At 41.9% G+C, this 23,626-nt stretch carries 15 protein-coding genes; 3 read left to right on the top strand and 12 right to left on the bottom strand.

All coding sequences use genetic code 11. From position 1 onward, the window contains the following. Nucleotides 1-17: 17 nt before the first annotated feature. From A4V03_RS18640 to A4V03_RS18615, 6 genes are all read right to left on the bottom strand, one after another. Nucleotides 18-707, bottom strand: coding sequence for a DUF4843 domain-containing protein (locus tag A4V03_RS18640; protein WP_065539903.1), 690 nt, complete (start codon nt 705-707; stop codon nt 18-20). A 9-nt stretch (nt 708-716) separates the two neighbouring features. After that, entirely contained in the window at nt 717-2,240 is a 1,524-nt protein-coding gene (locus A4V03_RS18635) for a RagB/SusD family nutrient uptake outer membrane protein (protein WP_065539902.1), read from the bottom strand. 16 nt (nt 2,241-2,256) lie between these two features. Further along, nucleotides 2,257-5,613, bottom strand: a complete 3,357-nt coding sequence (locus tag A4V03_RS18630; protein WP_065539901.1) for a SusC/RagA family TonB-linked outer membrane protein — start codon at nt 5,611-5,613, stop codon at nt 2,257-2,259. 132 nt (nt 5,614-5,745) lie between these two features. Further along, nucleotides 5,746-6,921, bottom strand: a complete 1,176-nt coding sequence (locus A4V03_RS18625; RefSeq protein ID WP_065539900.1) for a FecR family protein — start codon at nt 6,919-6,921, stop codon at nt 5,746-5,748. A gap of 33 nt (nt 6,922-6,954) precedes the next feature. Next, complete coding sequence (locus A4V03_RS18620) at nt 6,955-7,464, bottom strand: sigma-70 family RNA polymerase sigma factor (RefSeq protein ID WP_065539899.1); 510 nt, start codon at nt 7,462-7,464, stop codon at nt 6,955-6,957. A 44-nt stretch (nt 7,465-7,508) separates the two neighbouring features. After that, entirely contained in the window at nt 7,509-9,557 is a 2,049-nt protein-coding gene (locus tag A4V03_RS18615) for a helix-hairpin-helix domain-containing protein (RefSeq protein ID WP_065539898.1), read from the bottom strand. Between the two features lie 205 nt (nt 9,558-9,762). On the opposite strand from A4V03_RS18615, the gene A4V03_RS18610 reads away from it, so the two are divergent. Then, complete coding sequence (locus tag A4V03_RS18610) at nt 9,763-10,281, top strand: DUF4294 domain-containing protein (protein ID WP_089280682.1); 519 nt, start codon at nt 9,763-9,765, stop codon at nt 10,279-10,281. A gap of 657 nt (nt 10,282-10,938) precedes the next feature. On the opposite strand, the gene A4V03_RS18605 is transcribed toward A4V03_RS18610, so the two are convergent. Then, nucleotides 10,939-11,469 (bottom strand): RNA methyltransferase, encoded by a 531-nt coding sequence (locus A4V03_RS18605; protein ID WP_024987760.1) that lies wholly within the window; start codon nt 11,467-11,469, stop codon nt 10,939-10,941. Nucleotides 11,470-11,970: 501 nt separating this feature from the next. On the opposite strand from A4V03_RS18605, the gene nadA reads away from it, so the two are divergent. Further along, a complete protein-coding gene (gene nadA, locus A4V03_RS18595; protein ID WP_065539897.1) occupies nt 11,971-12,909 on the top strand; it encodes a quinolinate synthase NadA in 939 nt (312 codons plus the stop codon). A 192-nt stretch (nt 12,910-13,101) separates the two neighbouring features. Here the strand turns inward: nadA and A4V03_RS18590 are convergent, their stop codons facing one another. The 4 genes from A4V03_RS18590 to leuS form a co-directional block, all read right to left on the bottom strand. After that, on the bottom strand, nt 13,102-13,944 hold the full coding sequence (locus tag A4V03_RS18590) for an OmpA family protein (protein WP_065539896.1): 843 nt from the start codon (nt 13,942-13,944) through the stop codon (nt 13,102-13,104). A 33-nt stretch (nt 13,945-13,977) separates the two neighbouring features. Further along, nucleotides 13,978-14,559, bottom strand: coding sequence for a non-canonical purine NTP diphosphatase (locus A4V03_RS18585; protein WP_065540505.1), 582 nt, complete (start codon nt 14,557-14,559; stop codon nt 13,978-13,980). A gap of 50 nt (nt 14,560-14,609) precedes the next feature. Continuing rightward, entirely contained in the window at nt 14,610-15,527 is a 918-nt protein-coding gene (locus A4V03_RS18580; RefSeq protein ID WP_065539895.1) for a YitT family protein, read from the bottom strand. A gap of 130 nt (nt 15,528-15,657) precedes the next feature. Next, the gene (gene leuS / locus A4V03_RS18575; protein WP_065539894.1) at nt 15,658-18,492 is read right to left on the bottom strand and encodes a leucine--tRNA ligase; all 2,835 of its coding nucleotides are present in this window, start codon (nt 18,490-18,492) and stop codon (nt 15,658-15,660) included. Nucleotides 18,493-19,123: 631 nt separating this feature from the next. On the opposite strand from leuS, the gene A4V03_RS18570 reads away from it, so the two are divergent. After that, nucleotides 19,124-21,694 carry a family 78 glycoside hydrolase catalytic domain gene (locus A4V03_RS18570; protein WP_065539893.1) on the top strand — a complete coding sequence of 857 codons (2,571 nt, stop codon included), beginning with the start codon at nt 19,124-19,126 and terminating at the stop codon, nt 21,692-21,694. Nucleotides 21,695-21,848: 154 nt separating this feature from the next. On the opposite strand, the gene A4V03_RS18565 is transcribed toward A4V03_RS18570, so the two are convergent. Then, the gene (locus A4V03_RS18565; RefSeq protein ID WP_065539892.1) at nt 21,849-23,600 is read right to left on the bottom strand and encodes an AAA family ATPase; all 1,752 of its coding nucleotides are present in this window, start codon (nt 23,598-23,600) and stop codon (nt 21,849-21,851) included. Nucleotides 23,601-23,626 lie beyond the last annotated feature (26 nt).

The raw sequence follows: 23,626 nt of genomic DNA, 5'->3' as shown, positions 1-23,626 counted from the left end.
ACGTTTTTTCTTTAATCTTATTCATAAACAATTTCATCACCGTCTTCACCTAAAATAGGAGGATTTCCTGCTTCTCTATATTCCTTGTAAGCTTGTTTGACTTTGTCATAATCCTCCTCTTCCAGTTCCTCATACACACACCCACATACATCCATAATGAACATATATTTCTCGTCACTGTAGCTGCCATATTTATATCCGCTCCAACAACCCCATTCATCCGTTTTCAACTCCCATCTGACATTTAAAGATATTTGATGCTGCTCAACCAGCCCTTTGTCAAACTGATGAAGAGGATTGTTCAAATCAAACTCCAAAAAACAGCCATAGACTTTTCTACCTGCCTCTACTGCCGGACGTTTAATTTTATAATAGAATACCTGGCAAACTGTATCCAATTCAGTGTATGTATACTTGCTTTCCAACAATACATCTACCGACTTCTGATAATCACTATTCGGACTAACTTTCACACAGAAATCACGGTTCTCTTTCAAAAGATCCCCCTGTATTTTCACCGTAAAACTGTCTATGGCATAAGGATCATCTTTTTTCACATAGTCTGTATCAACCAATGTGCGGATATGCAGACTTCCATAGAAATTGATACGAGGTGTCTGATCATACAAGTCTATCTCATTCTCGCTGCATCCTGCATAGATGCCACAAACAAGAATAGCTAAAATAAAATATATAATACGTTTCATAAAACTTCATCATTTAGAGTTGTTTCCAAAAATATACTCATCATCCGGCAATGTCATCTGATAATGGGCTTCAGTCATTGTTTCTACCCCACAGCCGTAATAAGTGCTGTAATTATGCGCTTTCAAAAAATAGAAAAGTTGTCCTTCTGCAAAATATTCTTTTCTATATTCTTTCATTATTTCATTGATACGTTTAGTCTGGTTTTTGTCTTCTTCCGAAGTAGTATCAAGGTCATCATATCCGGTAGTCGGTATCTCATCACTGTAAGAAATACCCCGAGCAAAACGTACGGTGTTCAGTGCATCAGCACTTTCCGATGCAGAAGATGCACACTCTGCTACAATATAGTACATTTCAGGTAAACGTATCAACGGAACGGCATTGGCACCGGAATAAGTATATCCGCTATTCAAAGGTTTCTGGTTATATTTTCTACAGAAGACATTTGTCTGGCTTGCTCCGTCAACAACTTCAAACATTTCTGCAATTCTTCTCCAATCCGTATTCCCCGCACTAGCTGTTTCATAGAAAGCATTAAATTTATTTTCATCCAAGTAGAAATGTTGCTGGATGTTAGTATTCTCCATATCCATATAGTTTCCAATAAGCAGATTGGAGAATTCATTGACTGTTATTCCGAATATTTGCTCCGCATAACGTATGGAATTATAACTGGAAGCGGTCTGCGATTTGTACAACGTAAAATACTCTGAAGCAGCAATCACTTGTTTAGCATACTCCACAGCCAATCCTTTGCTTTCCGCATCCCCTTTATAACAATATACACGGGCCAGCATAGCTTTCACCGCATATAGATTCATACGAAATTCACGATTGACAAGAAAAGAATTTATCTCTGTAACATCTTCATCCATCTGATCGGTAAAGAAGTCAAGAGGGTCACTCTCTTTCAGCAATTTTTCAGCAGCATTCAAATCTTTGAGAATGGCATCAACCACTTCGCTGGCCGATAAAACAGGTGTAGCGTCTTTATCAAAAGCTGTACGGTAAGGTATAGCTTTGGATGTAGGATGTTCCTTATAAATAGGACCGAACATGCGCAACAAATCAAAATGGAGAAAAGCACGAAGCCCGAGAGCCTCTCCCTTCATGGTTTCATAATAGCGTTCGGTTACTAAGACATCTTTATTTTTATCTACGTACTCCAGGAAGTTGTTAATATTGGCTATGATGTTATACATTGCCGAGTAAATCCCGTTTTTCTTACTCAAAAACATGTTCTCATAATCAAATACAATACTTTGATTGAAAACAGCGTTTGTATTATATCCCGGATAATCGGAATATAATCCTGCCAACTCATCCAAATATGCATAAGTCAAGTCTCCGGCATACAATGTCTTGGTGCCCAACTTCAAATAAATACCCGTAAGAGCATCTTTAAATCCGGATTCCGACTCAAATTGCTTGTCGGTAGGAATAGAAGTCTTCGGAGATACATCCAACCAGTCGCTGCAAGACATAAGTCCCAGCATGGTTGTTGTCAATAATATATATATTAACTGTTTCATACAAATATGTTTTTAATTAGAAAGCAACATTCAAAGCAAATGTAAACTGACGGGAATATGGATAGTATAAACCTCTTTCGCGTTTTACTGTAGACCAATAGAAAAAGTCTTCCATATTAAACGTCACTTTGGCAGAACTCAATCCCCAATGGCTGATAAATTTTGTATTGGTACGATCCATACGATAGTAGACAGACAACGAACTTCCTTGGAATATATTTTCATCCATGATAAACCGGGAGGTGGCCTTCGTATCCCAACCGCTAGGATTAAGAGCACGGAATTGTGCTTTGTCACCTGGTTTAGCCCAACGCAACTGGCTCACACGTCGGTCTACATTATATTTCAGATTGGCATTTTCCACCTTATCAATCAAAGTCTGGTTATATACCTGACCGCCATACTGGTATCTGAAACTGACATCTGCTCCCCAACCTTTATATGTAAAGGAAGAATTAATATATCCTTGCCATTTAGGTTCTGTATTACCAATAGGAACTACATCATTCGCATTCCAGTTAACGGCGCTGGTCATTTCTCCGTTACGCTTTAATAATATTTCATTTCCGGAAGCGGGATCGATACCTAATGAACGTACTACCCAAATGCGGGAAAGAGATTCTCCTTCTTCATAACGTGGCAACGGTGTATCTTTCAGATTGGATGCATTCATGTCATTCCTATGTTTCATTGCTTCTGATATCTCCAACAGTTTGTCAGTATTGCGAGAACCGTTCACTGTAATTGTCCAGTAAGCCTGTTTGGCAGTATTCTTATAAGGAATAGCCGACAGAGAAATTTCCCAACCTTTATTCTCTATCTTTCCCAGGTTTTCAGGATAACTGCTGAAACCAAGAGAAGGGGCAAGACTTACCGAAGTAACCATATTATCTGTTATTTTCCGGTAATACTCCACACGGGCGGTAAGACGTTGGTCTAAGAAACCGAGTTCCAAGGCAAGATTAGTGCTTTTGGTAGTCTGCCATTTCAAATTTTCATTATGCATGGCGAGGATTTCCGACCCTGTTGCATCCGATGAGTAATAAGGAAGCAGTAGATTAGAATATGTATAATAACCGTGTGCCTGATAAGGGTCAAAACCTTGCGAACCAGTCGTACCGTATGTACCCCTCAATATGAAATCAGAAATAAAAGATACATTTTTCATGAAGTTCTCTTTTTTCAAATCCCAACGTAATCCGGTTGACCAGAAAGGAGCCCAACGGTTATTTCTTCCAAACTGTGAAGAGCCGTCCAAACGTATATTAAAATCGAACGAATACTTATATTTATAAGAATAGCCTCCGGCAGCCACCCAACCAATGGAGCGTGTGGTCCTCTCATCTCCCGTCACCTTCTCATTATATTTCTTACCAAACAGCAAGTTATCCATATTATCATTCGGGAAACCGGTCACATAGTTTCCATAAGTCTCCGAATTATTCTCCAATACACTCATACGTGCATTAGCAGTCAGGTAGTGATCTTCCAGTTGCTTATTCCAGCTTCCTGTTAAATCTATGCCCCAATTGACAGCTTCGCTCTGACTTCTGCGATAATCACCTCTTAAGGTAGGATCAGTCACATTATCAAAAAGCGTATGCTGTGCAGGACGGAAAATATCACGATGTCCCACACTCTTGGACAAGTTGAAAGCTCCTTCAAACCGCAATTCATTAGTAGGATTATATTCCACCCTGAAAAGTTCACGTACGGTAAAGTTTTTGCTTTGATCTTTGCTGTTGAATGTTGTATTGTACATCGGATTCAGATAGCTCGACTCACCACCTACTCCTTCAAAATTATCAAGTCGTTTTTGTATTTCCCCGTTCTCTCCATACGGACGCAGATAGGGATTCAAACGGGTATATTCGCTAAAACTTCCCCACGGAGACTCATTAGCTACCGAATTATCCAACGTAATGCTATTCTTTAACAATACCTTTTTCAGACGATACTGAAAATCAAGTGAACCGGTCAATACATCACGCTTACTGTCTTTCATCACACCCGGAGAACTATTATATCCGACATACATCCGATAACGCAAAGCTTCGTCACCACCTTCCAACGTAACCGTATGCCGCTGTTGGAAAGCTGTCTGCAAAGGTTTGTCCAACCAATACGTATTGACTCCCGCCAATACTTCACGCAATTTAGATTGATAGAGCTTCCATTTTTCAACAGTCTCGCCACCGTATGTATAAAGTCCGCTTTGCAACTCTGCGTCTATCTTCTCTCTTGCATTCATCAGGTTATATCCGGTCATGTCCGGAGCTTCAACACGAAGTTCCCCACCATACGTCACCCAAATCCGCCCCGGTTTGGGAGTCTTGCTCTCGATAACAATTACTCCATTTGCCGCACGCGAACCATAGATAGCCGTAGCTGCCGCGTCTTTCAACACAACGATAGAAGCAACACGGTCGGGATCCATATCGGCAAGCGTCTGTATACTGATTTCAAATCCGTCCATGATAAGCAAGGGTTGGTTAGCATAAGTCTCATATTCACCCTGAACTGCCAATACATCATTACTGGTAGAATTAAACTCTACCGCCGACTGCGTAGCCATATCCATATTTGCACCGCCACGCATACGCATATCAGGCAAACCATTCGGATTAGATCCCATATTGATGTTATCCACAATACGAAGTCCGGGAGCAACAGCGGCTATCGCTTTAGCTACATTATTTGTACTATACTTTTTCAGATCTTCTCCTTTAATAGTAACGGCAGAACCGGTGAATCCCTCTTTCTTTCTATTAAACATACCTGTCACCACTACTTCATCCAACGCCTTCGTATCGGCTTTCATCACTACCGACATCTGAGATGAAGGATTCAAGAACTGGGTTTCCAAACCTACATACGATATTTTGACCCGGCTATCTTTCGGAACGTCAGAGAGCTGAAAATTACCATTATTATCTGTAATAGTACGGATATTACTACTAGGATCTTCCACTATAATAGTGGCACCAATCACCGGAAGTCCGTCTTCCTCGGAAAGAACTTTTCCTTTTACTTGTGAGAAAAACTTCTTAGAATCTTTTTTTGTGATATTTATGAATTGTCCGTCAATGTGGTATTTCAACGGATTTTTTCCAATAATCACTTTCAATGCTTCATCGACTGTAGCTTTTTCTACTTTTCCGGTAGAAGTATAAGAACTGATTTCATCGTAGATAAAAAGTACTTTATACCCCGACACCTTTTCAAAACGTTTAAAAATAGAAGGCAACCCTTCATTTTTAAACTCCATTGTTATTTGCTTTTCCTTACCTGTTTGTGCTTCAACACGCCATGAATAGGCAAAAAGGAAAAACAAGAATAAGACAATGAACTTTTGTGCTTGATTCTTTTTCATAAGCCTGAATAGTTAAATAATATTTCATTCTTTTAATTGTATACGAAGTTTAAAAAAGAATGGTTACCCTTAAAAAGATTTTTTTTCAGAAATATATATTTCTATTCAGATTTATGACTTTTTGCTTGCTTTTTATTCGATAACTAGTTTTCCTGTTTCAAAATAGGCATGAACTCTCTCCATTCGGTTTAATAATTCAACCAAGTGAAAGATGTCTTGATGACGATTTGCAAAGAAATGCATACGAAGATCCATGATTTTGCTACTACGGAACTCAATATCTATATTATACCAACGTCCTATTTCTTTCATCATGTCAACTAGGGCAACATCATCAAAATAGAAAAATCCTTCCTTCCAATACAAAAATGATTCAATATCCACTTCATCCACTACCAATGTTCCGTTAGAAGAAAGTTGTGCACTTTGTCCCGGTCTCATTTCAACACTATGAACCCCACAAGTATCGCTAACTGCTACCTTTCCTGTAATGAGCGTAACACGGACATCAGTTGGAGAGTAGCTACGCACATTAAATTCCGTTCCCAATACACGAACTTGCAGATTTCCACTTTTCACAATAAAAGGATGTTCTGTATCTTTAGCAACTTTAAAATAAGCTTCACCTTCCAAAGAAACGACTCTTTCTTTTCCTTTAAAAACTGTAGGATACGCCAAACGACTGTCTGAATTCAAGAAGACTTCAGTCCCCTCGGATAAAACAACTTTGAATGTTTCGCCTCTAGGAATATTTAATCTATGTATCTGTACTTTCTGCTTTCCCACTTCCTTGACTTCTGTCTGAAGAAGAGCATGGCTATAATCTATTTCTTTAGAAGACAACTGTGCAGTAAAGGAAGACGAAAGAGATTCTACTACTTCTTTTAACGGCTTTATTTCCTTCTCATCATTCACTTGTAAAGTGACTTCTTGAGCAATGTGGTCGGCTTGAAACACTTTAATGATTTCCGGTTGTGATGAAATCATCATTGCACGTAAAACCAAAATTATGACAACAGTTGCCGCCACACCTGTGACACTAGCCCACAGTATGCGTGTATACTTTCTCCTATTGTTTTTAGAATGTTTATTACGAAAATCTGCCAGTTCTTTCCGGACATCAACTGCCAGCATATTTTGTTCTTTCTGCATTTCTATCACAACCTCCGCCAAATCAGCACATGCTTGCAAACATTCTTCATCTTCTTTCAAATGATGCAATTGTTCAGCAGTTATATGAGAACGATTCTCCATGATTTCCAGGAGTTCTTCTTCCGACTTACTTATATTTATATTCTTTTCATCCATAAATAATGTATTCAATATATATATATTTACGTTTTAAAGTCTGTTCCGGTTACCTTTTTGCCCCAATTCTTCACGAAGAATACGCAAAGCTTTCACTATATTCTTATGAATGGCTGCGACACTTACATTCAGCTCTTCGGCCACTTCTTTATATTTCTTATTATGAATATAGCATGCTTCCAGTATACGGTAATTATAAGGAGTCAACTTCTTCATAGCTTCACGTATACGCAAAACACGAGAATCAGAACATTGTGAATCGCTTTCTATCATTTTATCAGTTACTTGCGAAGTAAACTCTATATATTCTTCATGGATATTTTGCTTGCGCAGATAGTCAATGCAACGTGTACGAACGATTGTATAAAGATAAGTTTTTGCTGTGGATTCTTCTATCTTTTCATAATTACGCCATAAATATTCAAAAGCATCACTTACGATATCTCTGCATACTTCAGCGTCATTAATAAAATAGTATGCAAAATATACAAATTGTGCATACCATTCATTAAACATTTTGTCAAAAGCCGCCCTGTCATCCATTTAATATCGTATTCTTATAATTTTTTTCAGCAGACAAATATACATTAAAACTTAATACGCAGTTGCATTTGTATATCTGCTTTTTTATTTCCCCGGATTAAATCATTGCCAGAACCTATTTCATTACGGTCTAAATAAACGGTTTCCCCGAACTTGGTTATGAACAACCAGTGTTTGTTCAGTTCATACCTCAAACGGATGCTACACCGGAACCCGTGACCCTGGAATGAAGGAGTATAAAATGTATAGAGCAATCCTTTTTCGGATGCATACGTACGCGAATCATAACTGTCTGTAGAAAAGTAACTGCCCTGAACGTCAGCAAACAGCCTGGTCCAGGGCAGTCGGGAGGATATCATTTGTGTAACCTGATATCCTTTATCAGCAGCTCTGTCCTGAGAATGAAAATGATTATAATCTAAGGTTGTACGACTGCTTAACACATCTCCTAAAGAATAGTTCAAACGGTAGCGAAGTTGGTGGTGAAAAATAGGAAGTGTTAGTGTTTCTTTACTTCCTGTCAGGTCACGCTCTTTTTGTTTATAACGATATCTCAAATCCATTGAGAGATTAGCGCGCGGGGTAAAAGTAGCTTGGAACAGTCCGTCTGTTCCACGGGAAGATTTACTGACCCGGTATCTTTTCCAGGGAAAAGAAAATAAATCGAATGAAGCGAAGAATTTCCAATAAGCAAAAGGAGAGGTCTCCAATCCTAAATAATAGCCTTGTTCATTTTGGGTCGTGCTTCCTTCCCCAAAGGAATGGGCGAACATGGCCCAATAATCATAAGAATAAAACCGGTGTATCAACATGATTTGAGTGTTTTGAATCGGTGAATATTGCAGACGGTTCAAAGATGCCCAGCCTTGTTTTCCGATGGCTGTTTCTCCCTGAAAAGAAAAACGACGCCAGCGGTAAGCATAATCTATCCCCAGATTATAGAAGTTGTTTCCATGAAGATTGTATTTGGAATAGCCTGTTAATTCCGGTTCGTATGGTCGGTTGAAAAGGTAGTAAATACCGGTGATACCCAGGTGGATACGGTTGTGTTGATAACTCACGTGTCCACCTGTCAGTTGCATGGTGAACAGGTTCTTTTTATCTACTTCTTTTTGGCTTCGGTGCAGTCCGGTTTTATGGATAGAGGTGATTGCTTCGTCAGTGATTACTCCATCTAATGAACGGTGTGAATAAAAACCAGTAATATCCCAATCTTTAGATAAGGCAATAGTAGCCGCCACTCCCCGGAAATAATTGTATTCATCCGTAGAAGAGTGTTTCTTTATCCCACTGCTGCGACTGTTGAAAGAAGAAGCATAAATTGTCTTTCCCATCAAATAATCCGTACTAATCACCAATCCTTGTCCGAAACTAAGCCGATAGTTGCCGACAGCCAATGCTTTGAATCGTCCGCAGTTTTTCAATAACAAATAAAAGGAATAATAATCGTAGCCATAGCGATTGTGTAAAGCTCCAAAAGGTTCTCCAGCGTCTTTTTCGGCTACAACTCCTGCATAGAGTCGGTCACTGTATCGGAAACTGTATTTCACAGAGTTATAAACAGAAGCTCCTAAATAGGTATGTTCATAACCTTTTCGCTTATAAAAAGGTATATCCGTGCGAGTTAGCACTTCATTCTTTCCATACTTTGCGGCGCTTTTCAACAGGCTTTTCCACCGAAAAGCAGGTTCGTTGTTAATAGCTTTTATACAGACGAAAGGCAGTAAATACCGGATTGTTTGCTTATCCATCTCTTCTACCAGTTGAAGTTCATAGATGGTTTTCATCTGTCCGTGTATATAGATATAAGCCAGCAGATGTTCAATCTGAATATCGCTCAAAAAAGGAAATTGTTCCAGTTGTTCACGGGTAGCAGTATTCAAATTAACGGGTTCTTGCAGACGATTGGAAAGTTCTTCCAATTCATTTTCCCAATTAAGAGTATTAACAGGGTTATTAATATCGTTATTAACAGACAAATCTTCAAGAATATCTTCTAAAAGACTTTCAGAAGGGTTTTGAGCACTACAAGCAGGAATTATGAACAGGCTGTTTATAATACTTATCAACCAAATAAGTTGAGTCGTTTTCATCAATAAAATGTATATTATCCTGTCGTATCCTTACGAGCAAGGCCGCAAAGATACTTTAAATAGGTTAACATCGAAGAGAAATGTCTGAATAATAAAATTTTAATCCTATTTTTGTATCGTGAAAAGGAGGCTTAACATAGTAGTAACAACACTGTTTGCTATTGTTGGCTGTACACTGCATGTACAGGCTCAGGAGAAGCAAAGCATGAATGGATACTTGGTTCCGATGTGTATCTACAATGGAGATACGATTCCATGTGTCCAGTTAAGAACTGTGTATATCTTCCGCCCACTAAAGTTTAAGAACGAAAAGGAACGCCAGGAATATTACCGACTGGTACGGAATGTAAAAAAGGTATATCCTATCTCCAGGGAAATTAACCAGGCTATCATCGAAACTTACGAATATCTTCAGACTTTGCCCAATGAGAAAGCCCGCCAGAAACATATCAAACGGGTGGAAAAAGGTTTGAAAGATCAATATACTCCCCGAATGAAAAAACTCTCCCTTACACAAGGGAAACTGTTGATTAAATTAATAGACCGCCAAAGCAATTCTACCAGTTATGAACTGGTGAAAGCATTTATGGGTCCTTTCAAAGCGGGATTCTATCAGACATTCGCTGCGCTGTTCGGTGCCAGTCTGAAAAAAGAATATGACCCGCAGGGTGAGGATAAACTAACAGAACGCGTGGTGTTGATGGTGGAGAACGGGCAAATCTGAAAAAACAATCGTGGATTGATAAGTTTATCACTCTCTCTCCTACATAAACTTACTGAAGCGGCTGTCTAAAAAGTCGCCAGTAACTCTAACTCCCCTCCTTCAGGAAGGAGGGGTGTCCGAAGGACGGGGTGGTAGGATAAACGAGGTTATTCCTATCTTATTGTAGATGAAAGACTTATGTATTTATGTATTTATATATTTACCTACCACCTCCCCCTACGGGGACTCCTCCTTCCTGAAGGAGGAGAATGATGATAGAACCGACTTTTTAGACAGCTTCTTGAATAAACTAATTTATCAACTACTCAGGTATATCAGTTTTCATTATCAGTTACCATTACCAGTTACCGGTTATCATTTCAGCAATTAACAGGCTTCCCGCAAGGTGTTAATTGCCGCTTTCTCAGAAGTTAATACTTGACTTTCCAGCTATTAATACTTATCATGCAGGCTGTTAATACCTGACAACTCAAGTATTAACAGCCTGCAAACGGATTATTAACAGCGATAACAACTGTCTGCCCGACACTATCATTCCACTCTATGGTTCTATACGGCTACGTATAGTTATAAACAGCAAACAACTATTGATTATGAACAAATTAACTAAGCTATCAACCTGTTATAAACAACTTATTAACCAATCCTGTATCATGACTATGAACGTAACTTTTTGAACAAATCCCAAATCACAATACCAGTTGTTACGGAAACATTCAGAGAGTGTTTGGTACCATATTGAGGAATCTCTATGCAGCCATCCGAATGGTCAATAACCTCCTGTTGTACCCCTTTCACTTCGTTTCCCATTACGATGGCGTATTTCTTGGTTTTATCCAGTTCCAGTTTGTCCAACATGATGCTTCCTTCCGCCTGTTCTACGGAATACACGATATATCCTTCTTTCCGGAGGTTATCAACAGCATCAACAGCGTTATTAACATACTTCCAGTCGACAGTGAACTCTGCACCCAGTGCAGTCTTATGCATTTCAGGATGTGGCGGAGTGGCCGTAATGCCACACAGATAGATACATTCAATACGGAAAGCATCCGAAGTACGGAACACAGAACCTATATTGTGCAAACTACGAATATCATCCAACACTACCACCAGAGGCAGTTTTTCAACCTGTTTAAACTCTTCGGCACTGATACGGTTCAGCTCTGTTATTTTCAGTTTACGCATACGTCTTTTCTTTTATTATGTTCTCGTCCACAAAGGTAATTCTTTTCAGTTAACAAGGTGTTGATAACGGTTTAAAACCTGTCAAAACTATCGGCAAAGATTTTGAAAAATAATTCTTGCATTATTCAAAAGAAGGTATAAGAGGCCTTCGTTATGAACATTCCAAAAAACTAACCCAAAACTTTCTACACAGACATAAACATATTTTTCAGCACTTATCTGCCTGTTTATATCCATAAAGTTTTTAACTTTGCACTTTATCAACAGGGAGTTAATAGCAAACTTCCATTTGACGGCATTTAATGATGCTTTCATTGATAATGAAGCAAGTAGGATAGGACATCTTGCCCTTTACATCAGTTCATAACCGACTCATAAAGCAGAAGTATGGACTAATAACTTATCCGGCAAGAAAAACCGTATTTATTTGCTAACACTATTAACAGGCTATCATCACTAACAAAGGATTTTTTTTAAAAGGAAAGAAATAAGAATATTATTATGAATGAACTCATAAAGGCTATTAACGAGCTGAAGAAAGAAAAGAATGCAATCATTCTGGGACACTACTACCAGAAGGGAGAAATACAAGACATCGCCGATTATGTTGGCGACAGTTTGGCATTGGCTCAATGGGCAGCCAAGACGGAAGCGGACATTATTGTGATGTGTGGCGTTCACTTTATGGGGGAAACGGCAAAGGTGCTTTGTCCGGACAAGAAAGTGTTGGTGCCCGACATGGCGGCAGGTTGTTCGTTGGCAGACAGTTGTCCGGCAGATCAGTTTGCACAGTTTGTCAAAGAACACCCGGGATACACCGTTATTTCGTACGTCAACACGACAGCTGCCGTGAAAGCAGTGACGGATGTGGTGGTGACTTCCACCAATGCACGGCAGATTGTGGAAAGCTTCCCCAAAGATGAGAAAATAATCTTTGGTCCGGACCGGAATCTCGGAAATTATATCAACTCAGTTACGAACCGTAATATGTTGCTTTGGAACGGAGCTTGTCATGTGCATGAACAATTCTCTGTTGAAAAGATTGTGGAATTGAAGACGCAGCATCCGGAAGCGTTGGTCTTGGCACATCCCGAATGTAAGAGTACGGTTTTGAAGCTGGCGGATGTGGTAGGGTCTACGGCTGCATTGTTGAAGTATGCCGTGAACCATCCCGAAAACACCTATATCGTGGCCACCGAATCGGGTATCCTGCATGAGATGCAGAAGAAGTGTCCGCAGACGACGTTTATCCCTGCTCCTCCGAACGATAGTACGTGCGGATGCAATGAGTGTAGCTTCATGCGGCTGAATACGTTGGAGAAGCTGTATGAGTGTCTGAAGAATGAGTCACCGGAAATTACGGTAGATCCGGAGGTGGCGGAGAAGGCAGTGAAGCCGATTCAGCGGATGTTGGAGATTTCGGCTAAGTTGGGATTATAATCAGCTTTAAAGTAGTTTCTGTTATTGAATTAAAAGTATTCGGTTAATAATTTGTACTATTTCTATTCTCCGTCTTCCCGAAGGAGGGGCAACCATACGGACGAAGTTACATCGAACTGACGTTATAATAGAACTCGAGCGTCTCCACATTAAAATGAAGACGCTCGAGTTTTATATCAAATAAGATTGTTTTTATTTTGCTTCTTCCGAACTTTGAAGCATCTGGAACAACTTATCCAACTTCGGAGCCATAATAATCTCCGTACGGCGATTCTTACTTCTGCCTTCTACTGTTTCGTTGTCATCAACAGGCATATATTCACCGCGGCCGCTAGGCTGAATCTGCAAAGGATTTACATTGTAATTCTTGATGAGAATACGAACTACAGAAGTGGCACGGATCACACTCAAATCCCAGTTATCCTTAAACTGTACCGTATTGATAGGCTTGTTATCCGTATGTCCTTCGATGAATACGTCGATGTCCGTCTGTTTGTTCAATACTTCGGCCAGTTTGCCAAGCGCTTCTTCACCACGTTTGTCCAAACGGGCACTTCCCGACTGGAACAGCAACTTGTCCGACATTGCCACATATACTTTTCCGTCTTTCTCGCGAACGGTCAGTTCATCACTGCTGAATCCTAATAGCGCATCTTTTACGCTGCTCAACAGTTTCTGTACTTTCTCGTTTTGAGCATTAATCATCTGTTGCAGTTCGTTGATGGTGCGTTCTCTTTCGTTCAGTTCATTCTTTTTCTGGTTCAACAGTGCATTCAGTTTTTCCTGTTCAGTCATGTTGACATTCAACATACTCTGATACTGGCGGATACTGTTCCCCATCTTGGTTGTATCACGCAAGAGGTCTTTGACTTGTGCCGATAGCTGGTTACCAACTTCGCGAGAGTTATTCAACAACGCTTGCAGACTGTCTTTGCTTGCGGTGGCTGCCATCTCTGCAAGCATGAACTTCTTTTTTGTTACACACGAAGTACAGAATAGAAGCGTAAGTAGAGCAAATAAAGTAATTTTCTTCATTGTGTTTTATATTTTTTAAGTGGGTATGTATAATCAGCTTTGCAGAAACTCACAAAGTTTCTGTATAGCCAGTGCGCGATGGCTGATTTGGTTTTTGATATCATTTCCCAATTCGGCAAAAGTCCGGTCGTAACCTTCAGGCATGAATACAGGATCGTAGCCAAATCCTGAGTCACCGCGTTTTTCTTTGATTATTTCGCCTTTTATCACTCCTTCAAAGAGATACTCCTTTCCGTCCAGTATCAACGAAATAGCGGTGCGGAATTGTGCTTTACGATTTTCTTTTCCGTCCAGTTCGTGAAGAAGTTTGAGCATATTAGCCTGGGCGTCGTGTCCTTCACCTCCTGCATAGCGGGCGGAATAGACTCCGGGAGCTCCGTTCAAGGCTTCCACTTCCAATCCCGTATCATCGGCAAAACAATCCAGATGATAGTTTTTATAGATATAGGAAGATTTTAACAGCGCATTTCCTTCCAGTGTTTCAGCTGTTTCTGGAATATCCGTTTGGCAACCGATATCATTGAGACTTAGTAATTCCACTTGATCTCCCAGGATAGCGGCCACTTCTTCCAGTTTATGAGCATTATTGGTAGCAAATACAAGTTTGCGTTTCATCATCTTATTTTTTGTTTTAACAAGGTTGTTCACTACTTATCAACCGATTATTATTTCACTTTCAGCTTATCGAATCCTTCGCCATACACACCGATAACGGAACTTTGAGAGATAAAAGCATTCGGATCAATGCGTTTTACCAAACGGAAGATGTCGAGCGACTGGCGTTTTTTCGCCAATACGACAAGTACTTTTACGTCTTTCTTGCTGTACCATCCCGTTCCGTCGAGCACCGTCACCCCACGGTCGGCATCTTTGATGATGCTGTCGGCTATTTCATCATATTTCTTGGAGAAGATGAGAAACTGAACCGATTGCCGGGCGCTGTTGATAATCCAGTCGAGCACGATGCCGATGATAAACAGCGTGACGAAGCCGAAAATAACCCGGCGCCAGTCGTGGAATATAAAGTAGCAGGAGCTGATGATAAAGATATCACAAATCATAATCATTCGTCCGAGGGTCACATCTTTATATTTGTTGACGATGGCAGCGATGATATCCGTTCCGCCGGTACTTCCGTTATAGTTGAATACAATACCCAGTCCTATGCCACACATGACTGCACCGATGATGCACGCCATGAAGTCCTGTCCCGGTCCGAGTAGCAACGGTTGACCTTCGGGAGTCATGTCCGGCGCCACAACGTAATTGTTGACCAACAGTTGGAATAACCAAAGCAGGAAAGTAAGGCTGAAGATGGCGTATGTCGTTTTGATGCTGAACCGTGGACCCAATATTCGGAAAGCAAACGTCATCAGTATCGCATTGATGACGAAATATGACCATTGGATGGGAAATCCGGTAGAATAGTAAATGATAGCGCTGATACCGGTAGTTCCTCCGGTAGTTATCTGATAGGGTAAAAGGAATGCTGCCCATCCCAAAGAATAGCTTATCAATCCGAGAGTGATGTAGATATAATCTTTCACTTCTCTCATTACTTCCGCTTTTGTTAGTTTATGCATGGATTTTAAGTTTCAAGTATTAAGTTTCAAGTATTAAGTTCAAGTATTAAGTTTTAAGTATTATCCATAGTCGTTTTCCAAATATATCCGCCAAGTTAATACCTAAAACTTAATACTTGAAACTGTTTCTTTAAATTACAACGTTTACAATCTTTTTCGGAACGACAATGATCTTTTTCGGAGTCTTGCCATCAATCCACTTCTGCGAACGTTCGTCGGCTAGTACTGCCGCTTGGATAGCGTCCGAAGCTTCATCTGCTGCAAATTCCATATTGAAACGTGCCTTTCCGTTGAAGGAGATGGTATAGTTGATAGTATCTTCTTTCAGATATTCTTCGTTGTATGCAGGCCATTGGGCGTCGCATACGGAAGTCTCGTGTCCCAATACATCCCACAACTCTTCGCAGACATGAGGAGCGAAAGGAGCGAGAGTGATAACGAGTTGTTCCAGAATCTCTTTCTTGCTGCATTTCAGGTTGAAGAGTTCGTTTACACAAATCATGAATGCGCTGATAGATGTATTGTAAGAGAACTGTTCAATATCACCAGTCACCTTCTTGATTAATTTATGCAGGCTCTTCAATTCTTCTTTCGTTGCCGGTTCGTCCGTTACCAGATATTCGTCTGTGCGGCTGTAGAACAACGACCAGAATTTACGGATAAAACGGTGTACACCGTCGATTCCGTTTGTATCCCACGGTTTGGACTGTTCTACCGGGCCGAGGAACATTTCGTACATACGAAGAGTATCTGCACCGTATTTTTCAACAATCATATCCGGATTAACCACGTTGAACATAGATTTACTCATCTTTTCAACTGCCCATCCGCAAACGTATTTTCCGTCTTCAAGGATAAATTCGGCTGTTTTATATTCAGGACGCCATGCTTTGAATGCTTCCAAATCTAAAACGTCATTGGATACGATATTTACGTCTACATGGATAGGAGTAACTTCGTACTGATCTTTCAGGTTCAATGAAACGAAAGTATTGGTATTTTTGATACGGTATACAAAGTTGCTGCGACCTTGAATCATTCCTTGGTTTACTAACTTTTGGAAGGGTTCTTCCATTACAGACACACCCATGTCATACAGGAATTTATTCCAAAAACGAGAATAAATCAAGTGCCCTGTTGCATGTTCGGTACCACCTACGTATAGGTCTACATTTTTCCAATACTGGTCAATTTTCGGATCAACTAATGCCTGATGATTATACGGGTCCATGTAGCGGAGATAATAAGCCGAAGAACCGGCGAATCCCGGCATGGTGTTCAGTTCCAGCGGGAAGACGGTTGCATGGTCAATCTTTTCATTTTCTACGACACATTTGTTTACTGTATCCCAAGCCCATTTAGTTGCATGTCCCAATGGAGGCTCACCTGTTTCGGTAGGCAGGAATTTAGCGACTTCCGGCAGTTCCAGCGGCAGGCTGGCTTCGTCAATCATATAAGGCATTCCGTCTTTGTAGTAAACAGGGAACGGTTCACCCCAGTAACGTTGGCGAGAGAAAATAGCGTCGCGCAGGCGGTAGTTCACTTTCACACGACCCAGATTGTGTTCTTTTACATATTTCTTGGTTGTTTCTATCGCTTCCTTGATGGTCAGTCCGTTCAGAGAAAGATCACAGTAAGGAGTGGCATCCGGACGCGGAGAATTGCAAACGATTCCTTCTTTTGCATCGAAACTTTCTTCGCTTACATCACAACCTTCTACCAACGGACGGATTTCCAATCCGAAATGTTTGGCAAATGCATAGTCGCGGCTATCGTGAGCAGGTACAGCCATAATAGCTCCTGTTCCGTATCCGGCCAATACGTAATCGCTGATCCATACGGGCACTGCTTCACCTGTGAACGGATTGATGGCATACGAACCACTGAACACACCAGTCACACTACGGTCGGCAATACGTTCGCGTTCCGTACGTTTTTTGGTACGGTCGAGGTAAGCGTCTACTTCTGCTTTTTGTTCAGGAGTCGTTAATTGTGCCACCAATTCACTTTCAGGAGCCAATACCATAAAGGTAACACCGAACATGGTATCTGCACGAGTGGTGAAAATGGTGAATTCGAGGTCACTGTCTTTTACTTTGAATTGCACTTCAGCACCTTCCGAACGTCCGATCCAGTTTCTTTGGGTTTCTTTCAAAGAATCTGTCCAGTCAATAGTGTCTAATCCGTCAAGCAAACGTTGTGCGTAAGCGGATACACGCAGACACCATTGGCGCATTTTCTTTTGGACAACAGGATAACCGCCACGTTCGCTGACTCCGTCTACTACCTCGTCATTAGCCAGTACAGTTCCTAATTCGGCACACCAGTTTACCATCGTTTCGCCCAGATAAGCGATACGATAGTTCATCAGGATTTCCTGCTTTTCTTTTTCGCTTTTGGCGTTCCACTCTTCGGCGGTGAAGCTGATATCTTCGCTACAAGCAGCATTGAGCCCTTTGTTTCCGTAGATGGCGAAGGCTTTTTCCAGTTCTTCGATAGGGCGGGCTTTCTGTTCGTCGTTGCAATAATAGCTGTTGAACATTTTTTGGAAGGCCCATTGGGTCCAATGATAATATTCAGGGTCGCAAGTGCGGATTTCACGGTTCCAGTCGAAAGAGAAACCTATTTTGTCCAACTGCTCGCGGTAGCGGTTGATATTGTTGACGGTAGTGATGGCAGGATGCTGTCCGGTCTGGATGGCATACTGTTCTGCCGGCAGACCGTAAGCGTCATATCCCATCGGGTTGAGTACATTGAAGCCTTGCAGTCGTTTGTAACGGGCGTAAATATCCGAAGCAATGTATCCCAGCGGGTGACCTACGTGTAGACCGGCTCCTGATGGGTAGGGAAACATGTTTAGTACATAAAATTTTTGCTTCGATTCGTCTTCCGTAACTTGGTAGGTCTTCTCGTCCACCCACCTTTTCTGCCACTTCTTTTCAATTTCTCTGAAATTGTACTCCATAGTGATAAAGTTTTATTGATAGTGATTTATACTGTTATTTCTAATTCTAGGCACAAAATTACGTGTTTTGTACCGAACTACCTAATATTTAGAGGGGTATTCCTCGGAGGGTTGTCAGTTTGTTTGTAGAGTACATATTGTCTCATATTCAGTCTTCAAAGAATGGGATTGAAGAATCCCGGATATCTTAATTTTAAATCGCATTCATTCAATTACTTACATTGATATTTTTCTCAAAGCATTTTATTCTTATGAGAAAATTTTCTCATCATTATGAGAAATTATTCTCAATGTAATGAGAAAAAATACTCATAGCGATGAGAATTAATTCTTATCACTGTGAGAATAGTTCTGATATTCATTGGCGTGAATTCGATATAACTTTATCCGCATGATTTCTTTCCTTCAATTGCCCGATTATCGATCATTCCACATAAAAAGCCCTTGTGTCGTCTGTTCAATCGGCCCGGACTTATGAGTCTGTTTCAGAAAGAGCAGAAATGAATGATCGTTGAGTAAAAATGTAGAAATTGTCTGTCATATCATAATAATTTTGTAATTTTGTTGTGTGAGTTCTGTAAACTAGAAGAATATTTCCAAGTTAATCTTTAATCTCAAATTATATATAAGTATGAAAATGAATCTTCATTATTTTACGAATCTTGTTCCGGTCATGATTCTTGCGTTTTTCTCGAATGGCGGACCGATAAACGCCACCGAAGTCGGAAAACGTACAGATGCGTTGGAAGCATCGGCCTGGAACGGCTCCAAATGGATTTCTGCAACAGACGCCCCCGTGGCGAAAGGACACAACAACGGTCGCGCAGCCGACGGTGCGAGTTGGTTCGTATCCACCGTGAAAAACGAACAGAAAGTCATCTCCGCCAAATGGATGACTGCCGGACTGGGAGTTTACGAGTTGTATGTGAATGGAAAAACCGTAGGCAGGGAATTTTTGAAACCAGGCTTCACACATCACGCCAAGACCAAACGTTCTTTTACTTATGATATCACAGACGTCATCCGTACCAAGTCAAATGCCGAGAATATATTATCCGTGCAGGTAACACCAGGATGGTGGGGAGATAAAATTGTAACTCCCGGAGGACACGACGGCATGATAGGTAAGAAATGTGCTTTTCGCGGTGTGTTGGAACTGACTTTTTCTGACGGAACCAAGAAACGCTACGGTACCGACCTCGAAAACTGGAAAGCTGGAATTGCCGGCCCGGTGAAACATGCCGGCATCTTTGACGGAGAAGAGTACGATGCACGCCAACCGATGGGTTACGAATGTGCGGACAAACTCTCTACACCCGAAGAGAATACCGAATTCACCGGCGACATCCTGCCTTCGGACGGAGCGGAAGTTTATCTGCGTACAGATCTCGCCCTCGCTCCTGTCAGAGCATACGTTTGGAAGAATATAGAAGGAGCGAAGGAAAATGAGTTCGGTAAAGTGATCATCGACCGTGAGTTCGCACTGGGTAAGGAGATGACCGTACGTCCGGGAGAGACGCTGGTGGTAGACTTCGGACAAAACAGTGCCGCCGTACCCTCTTTCGTATTCAAAGCCGCCGAGGGAACTGTGCTGACCTGCCTTCCCGCAGAGTTGCTCAATGACGGCAACGGTGCCAGGATTCGTGGCATGGACGGTCCGGAAGGAAGCTGCCATCGCGAAAACCTGCGCATCCCCCACACTGGTATCCGTTTGGATTACACCTTTGCTGGCGGAGATAATTATGTGGCTTATCATCCTCATTGTACTTTCTTCGGCTACCGCTACGTCTCCATAACTGCCACCGGGAATGTCGCCATCAAGTCGTTGAAGTCCATCCCCGTTACTTCCATCGCAAAGGAGCTGGAGACTGGCACTATCACCACAGGCAACGACCTTGTGAACAAACTCATCTCCAACACTTATTGGGGGCAGCTATCCAACTATCTGTCCATACCCACCGACTGTCCGCAGCGCGATGAGCGCCTGGGTTGGACAGCAGACACACAAGTGTTTGCCGAAACCGGTACATTCTTTGCCAACACCATGAAGTTCTTCCACAAGTGGATGCGTGACATGCGCGATACACAGAACAGTTTGGGCGGATTCCCCGGAGTGGCTCCCTTAGCACAATATGGCGATGAGAAAATGCGTTTGGGTTGGGCCGATGCCGGAATCATCGTGCCCTGGACGGTATGGAAGCAATTTGGTGACACGCAAATCATCGAAGAAAACTGGAACGCCATGGATCTGTTTATGAACCACATCAACGATACCAAATATAACCACGAGACCCTCCGCAGCGAGAACGGCAACTATCAATGGGCCGACTGGTTGAGCTACGAACCGCTGGAGAGCTGTAGCGGACTGGCTTTCTCTCCTCAAGGTCCGCTTCCCGAGGCTATTAGTTACTGGAACTATTTAAGCGCTTCCTATTGGGTGATAGATGCTTTCATGATGCGGGATATGGCTGTCGCCACTGGTCGCAATGCCGCCAAGTACCAGCAAATGGCTGATGCGGCAAAGGCGTACATCAAAGAGAACTTCCTCAATGAAGACGGTACCTTCAAAACCGCTATCCTCAACACCATGCAGACACCTGCATTGTTCGCTCTAAAGAACCAGCTTGTGGAAGGCGAAGCCAAAACAAATATGATAAACCGCCTGCGCGAAAACTTCGCACAACATGACCTTTGCTTGCAGACCGGATTCCTAGGCACATCCATCCTTATGCCCACCCTCACGGAGAATGGCATGGAAGACATTGCCTATGAACTTCTCTTCCAACGTAAGAACCCGAGCTGGCTGTACTCTATAGACAACGGAGCCACCACCATCTGGGAACGATGGAACAGCTATATGCTAGACAAGGGAATGGGACCACGTGGCATGAACAGCTTCAATCATTATGCCTACGGGTGCGTATGTGAATGGATTTGGGAAACCGTTGCCGGTATCGCAGCCGATCCAGCCAGCCCCGGCTTCAAACATATCATTATGAAGCCTATTCCAGACAAGCGGTTAGGACACATGGCTGCCGAATACCGTTCTGCTGCCGGACTCATCAAGAGTTCCTGGAAATACGAAGGCAACACTTGGGTTTGGAAATTTACCATTCCTAAGGGTGTTACCGCTACCGTAACCCTTCCCGGAGAGACGAAGTCAAAAGTATATGGAAGTGGAACTTACAAGGTGACCAAATAGTTTGAACAAACTTTCATAAGCTTCGGAAAATAAAGAATCACCTCTGTCAGAATTAAACTTAAGTTCTGACAGAGGTGAAATCGTTAAAAAAAGACTTGTTAGCCTATCTGTTTTTTTGTATAATGTGCTCTTGTAATGAGAGTTTCTTTTTGTTTTAAATCTCTTCACATACCGGCATATCCATTCCTTTGTATACCACCACTATCTTATGAAGCTGTGTAGTGCCGACTGCTCTTTTCACCGTATCAGTGTCAGCATAGCGGTTGGCTTGGGCAATAGCTTCCTGTCGTAGTTCTTCCACGCGGCTTTCGGGATCTTTATACTTGGCATATTTCAATTCCACAATGTAACTGTGCTTCATGTCAGAGTAGATATCCAGTAGCGGACAAAGGAAAATGTCGACATAGCCTGCCTGTGTGTCCTGTTCGGAAATAGGACGGTAGAAACGGTTTTGTGCCGTCATGGCAAGCGTGAAGCCGTGGACAAAAAATTCGCCTTTCTGTTTGTCGCGCTGGGAAGTGTAGCGTTTCAGGCAGTCGGCAATATAACCGAAATAGGCTTTCCAGTCGCCTCGGTAGGCAAGACCGCTGGCAAGTTCGTTCTTTTCGTAACTGCTGAAATTAAGTTCGGCTTCGTTGTAGGTACTCAGCAGATAGGTGTATATTTGTTCGCGGACTACCTGGTTGGGGATGGTGAGTTTGGTCCTTCCTTCATACGTGCCGCTAATGGTGAGCATACCGAAATAGTAGAGCAGGCTCACAAAGTTGTCGGGGTTGGTGATATTGACGGCAGGGAAACCTTTTTTCAGTTCTCCGGTGACGTAACCTTCGCTCACCAATGTTTGTATGATGGAGGCATCATGGGCAAACTCTTTGTCCTTCCGGATGAGCATACGTAATTTTTCGTAGTCGATACGGATATTGTCTTCTACCATATCCCGGGGGGCTTTGCCCCGTTGGATATAATTCTTGACGAAGTATAGCACCATATTGGAGTTATACATAGTGGTTTCGCCATAACATTCTTCCGCAAAGCAGTAGTTGTCATACCAGGGTTTCATTATTTCTATCAGTTCGTCCACACTGTGGTTGAACGGACTGGTGGTGGAATAGTAAGTGAGCATTTGGCGCACCTCTTCTTCCGTGAAACCTATCATCTCGTTGAATTCCGGTGTGAGCGAGTAGTTGGTTCCGATATTGAAACCGCTTGTGAGGTCGTCCATTGTCACAGGGCTTACGCCGGTGATGAAACACCGCTCGATGCTGGAGTAGGTTCCGGCTTTGATTTTATTGAAGAAGGCGCGCAGATAACCTTCGCCATGTGTTTCGTCCGTATAGCGGTGCAGGCTTTCTATGTCCGATAGGATGGCATTGGTGAAATGGTCGTATTCGTCAATAAAGAGGTAAATACGTTGGTTGGTCTTATTACATTCTGTGAACAGGTATTCAAATTGTTCGACAGCTCCTTCTTTTTTGTCGAGTTCTTCCTTGATGCCTTTGGGGAGATAGTCGGCGTAAATGTCACAGAAGTAGTCGAACATTGTTTGGCAATGCGCGTCCAGTCCCTTGCGGTAGTTGTGCAGTTCGCCTACTATGCCGGAGAAGTTAAGATACAGCACTAGATAGCTGTTTCGGTCGCGCGTAGGGTGCTTTCCGATGTAAAGGTCGCCAAACAGCGCTTCGAACTTATCCTTGGCAAGTATATCATAATAGTGCTGCAACATATTTATTGTGAGGCTTTTGCCGAAACGGCGCGGACGAATAAAGAAGAAAAACTTGTCCGCCTCTTCTATCATGGGTATAAACCGGGTTTTGTCCACATAATAACAGTCGTCGCGGCGGATTACTGCAAAGTTCATCATGCCGTATGGGATACGTTTCCTGTCCGGTGCTATATATTTTTCCATAACTTATACCTTAATTTTAGGAGCTT

It is taken from the genome of Bacteroides caecimuris (genome assembly GCF_001688725.2).
Lineage (GTDB): Bacteria > Bacteroidota > Bacteroidia > Bacteroidales > Bacteroidaceae > Bacteroides > Bacteroides caecimuris.
The sequence above is the reverse complement of the archived record's forward strand: the minus strand, read 5'-3'. Positions and strand labels throughout refer to the sequence as shown.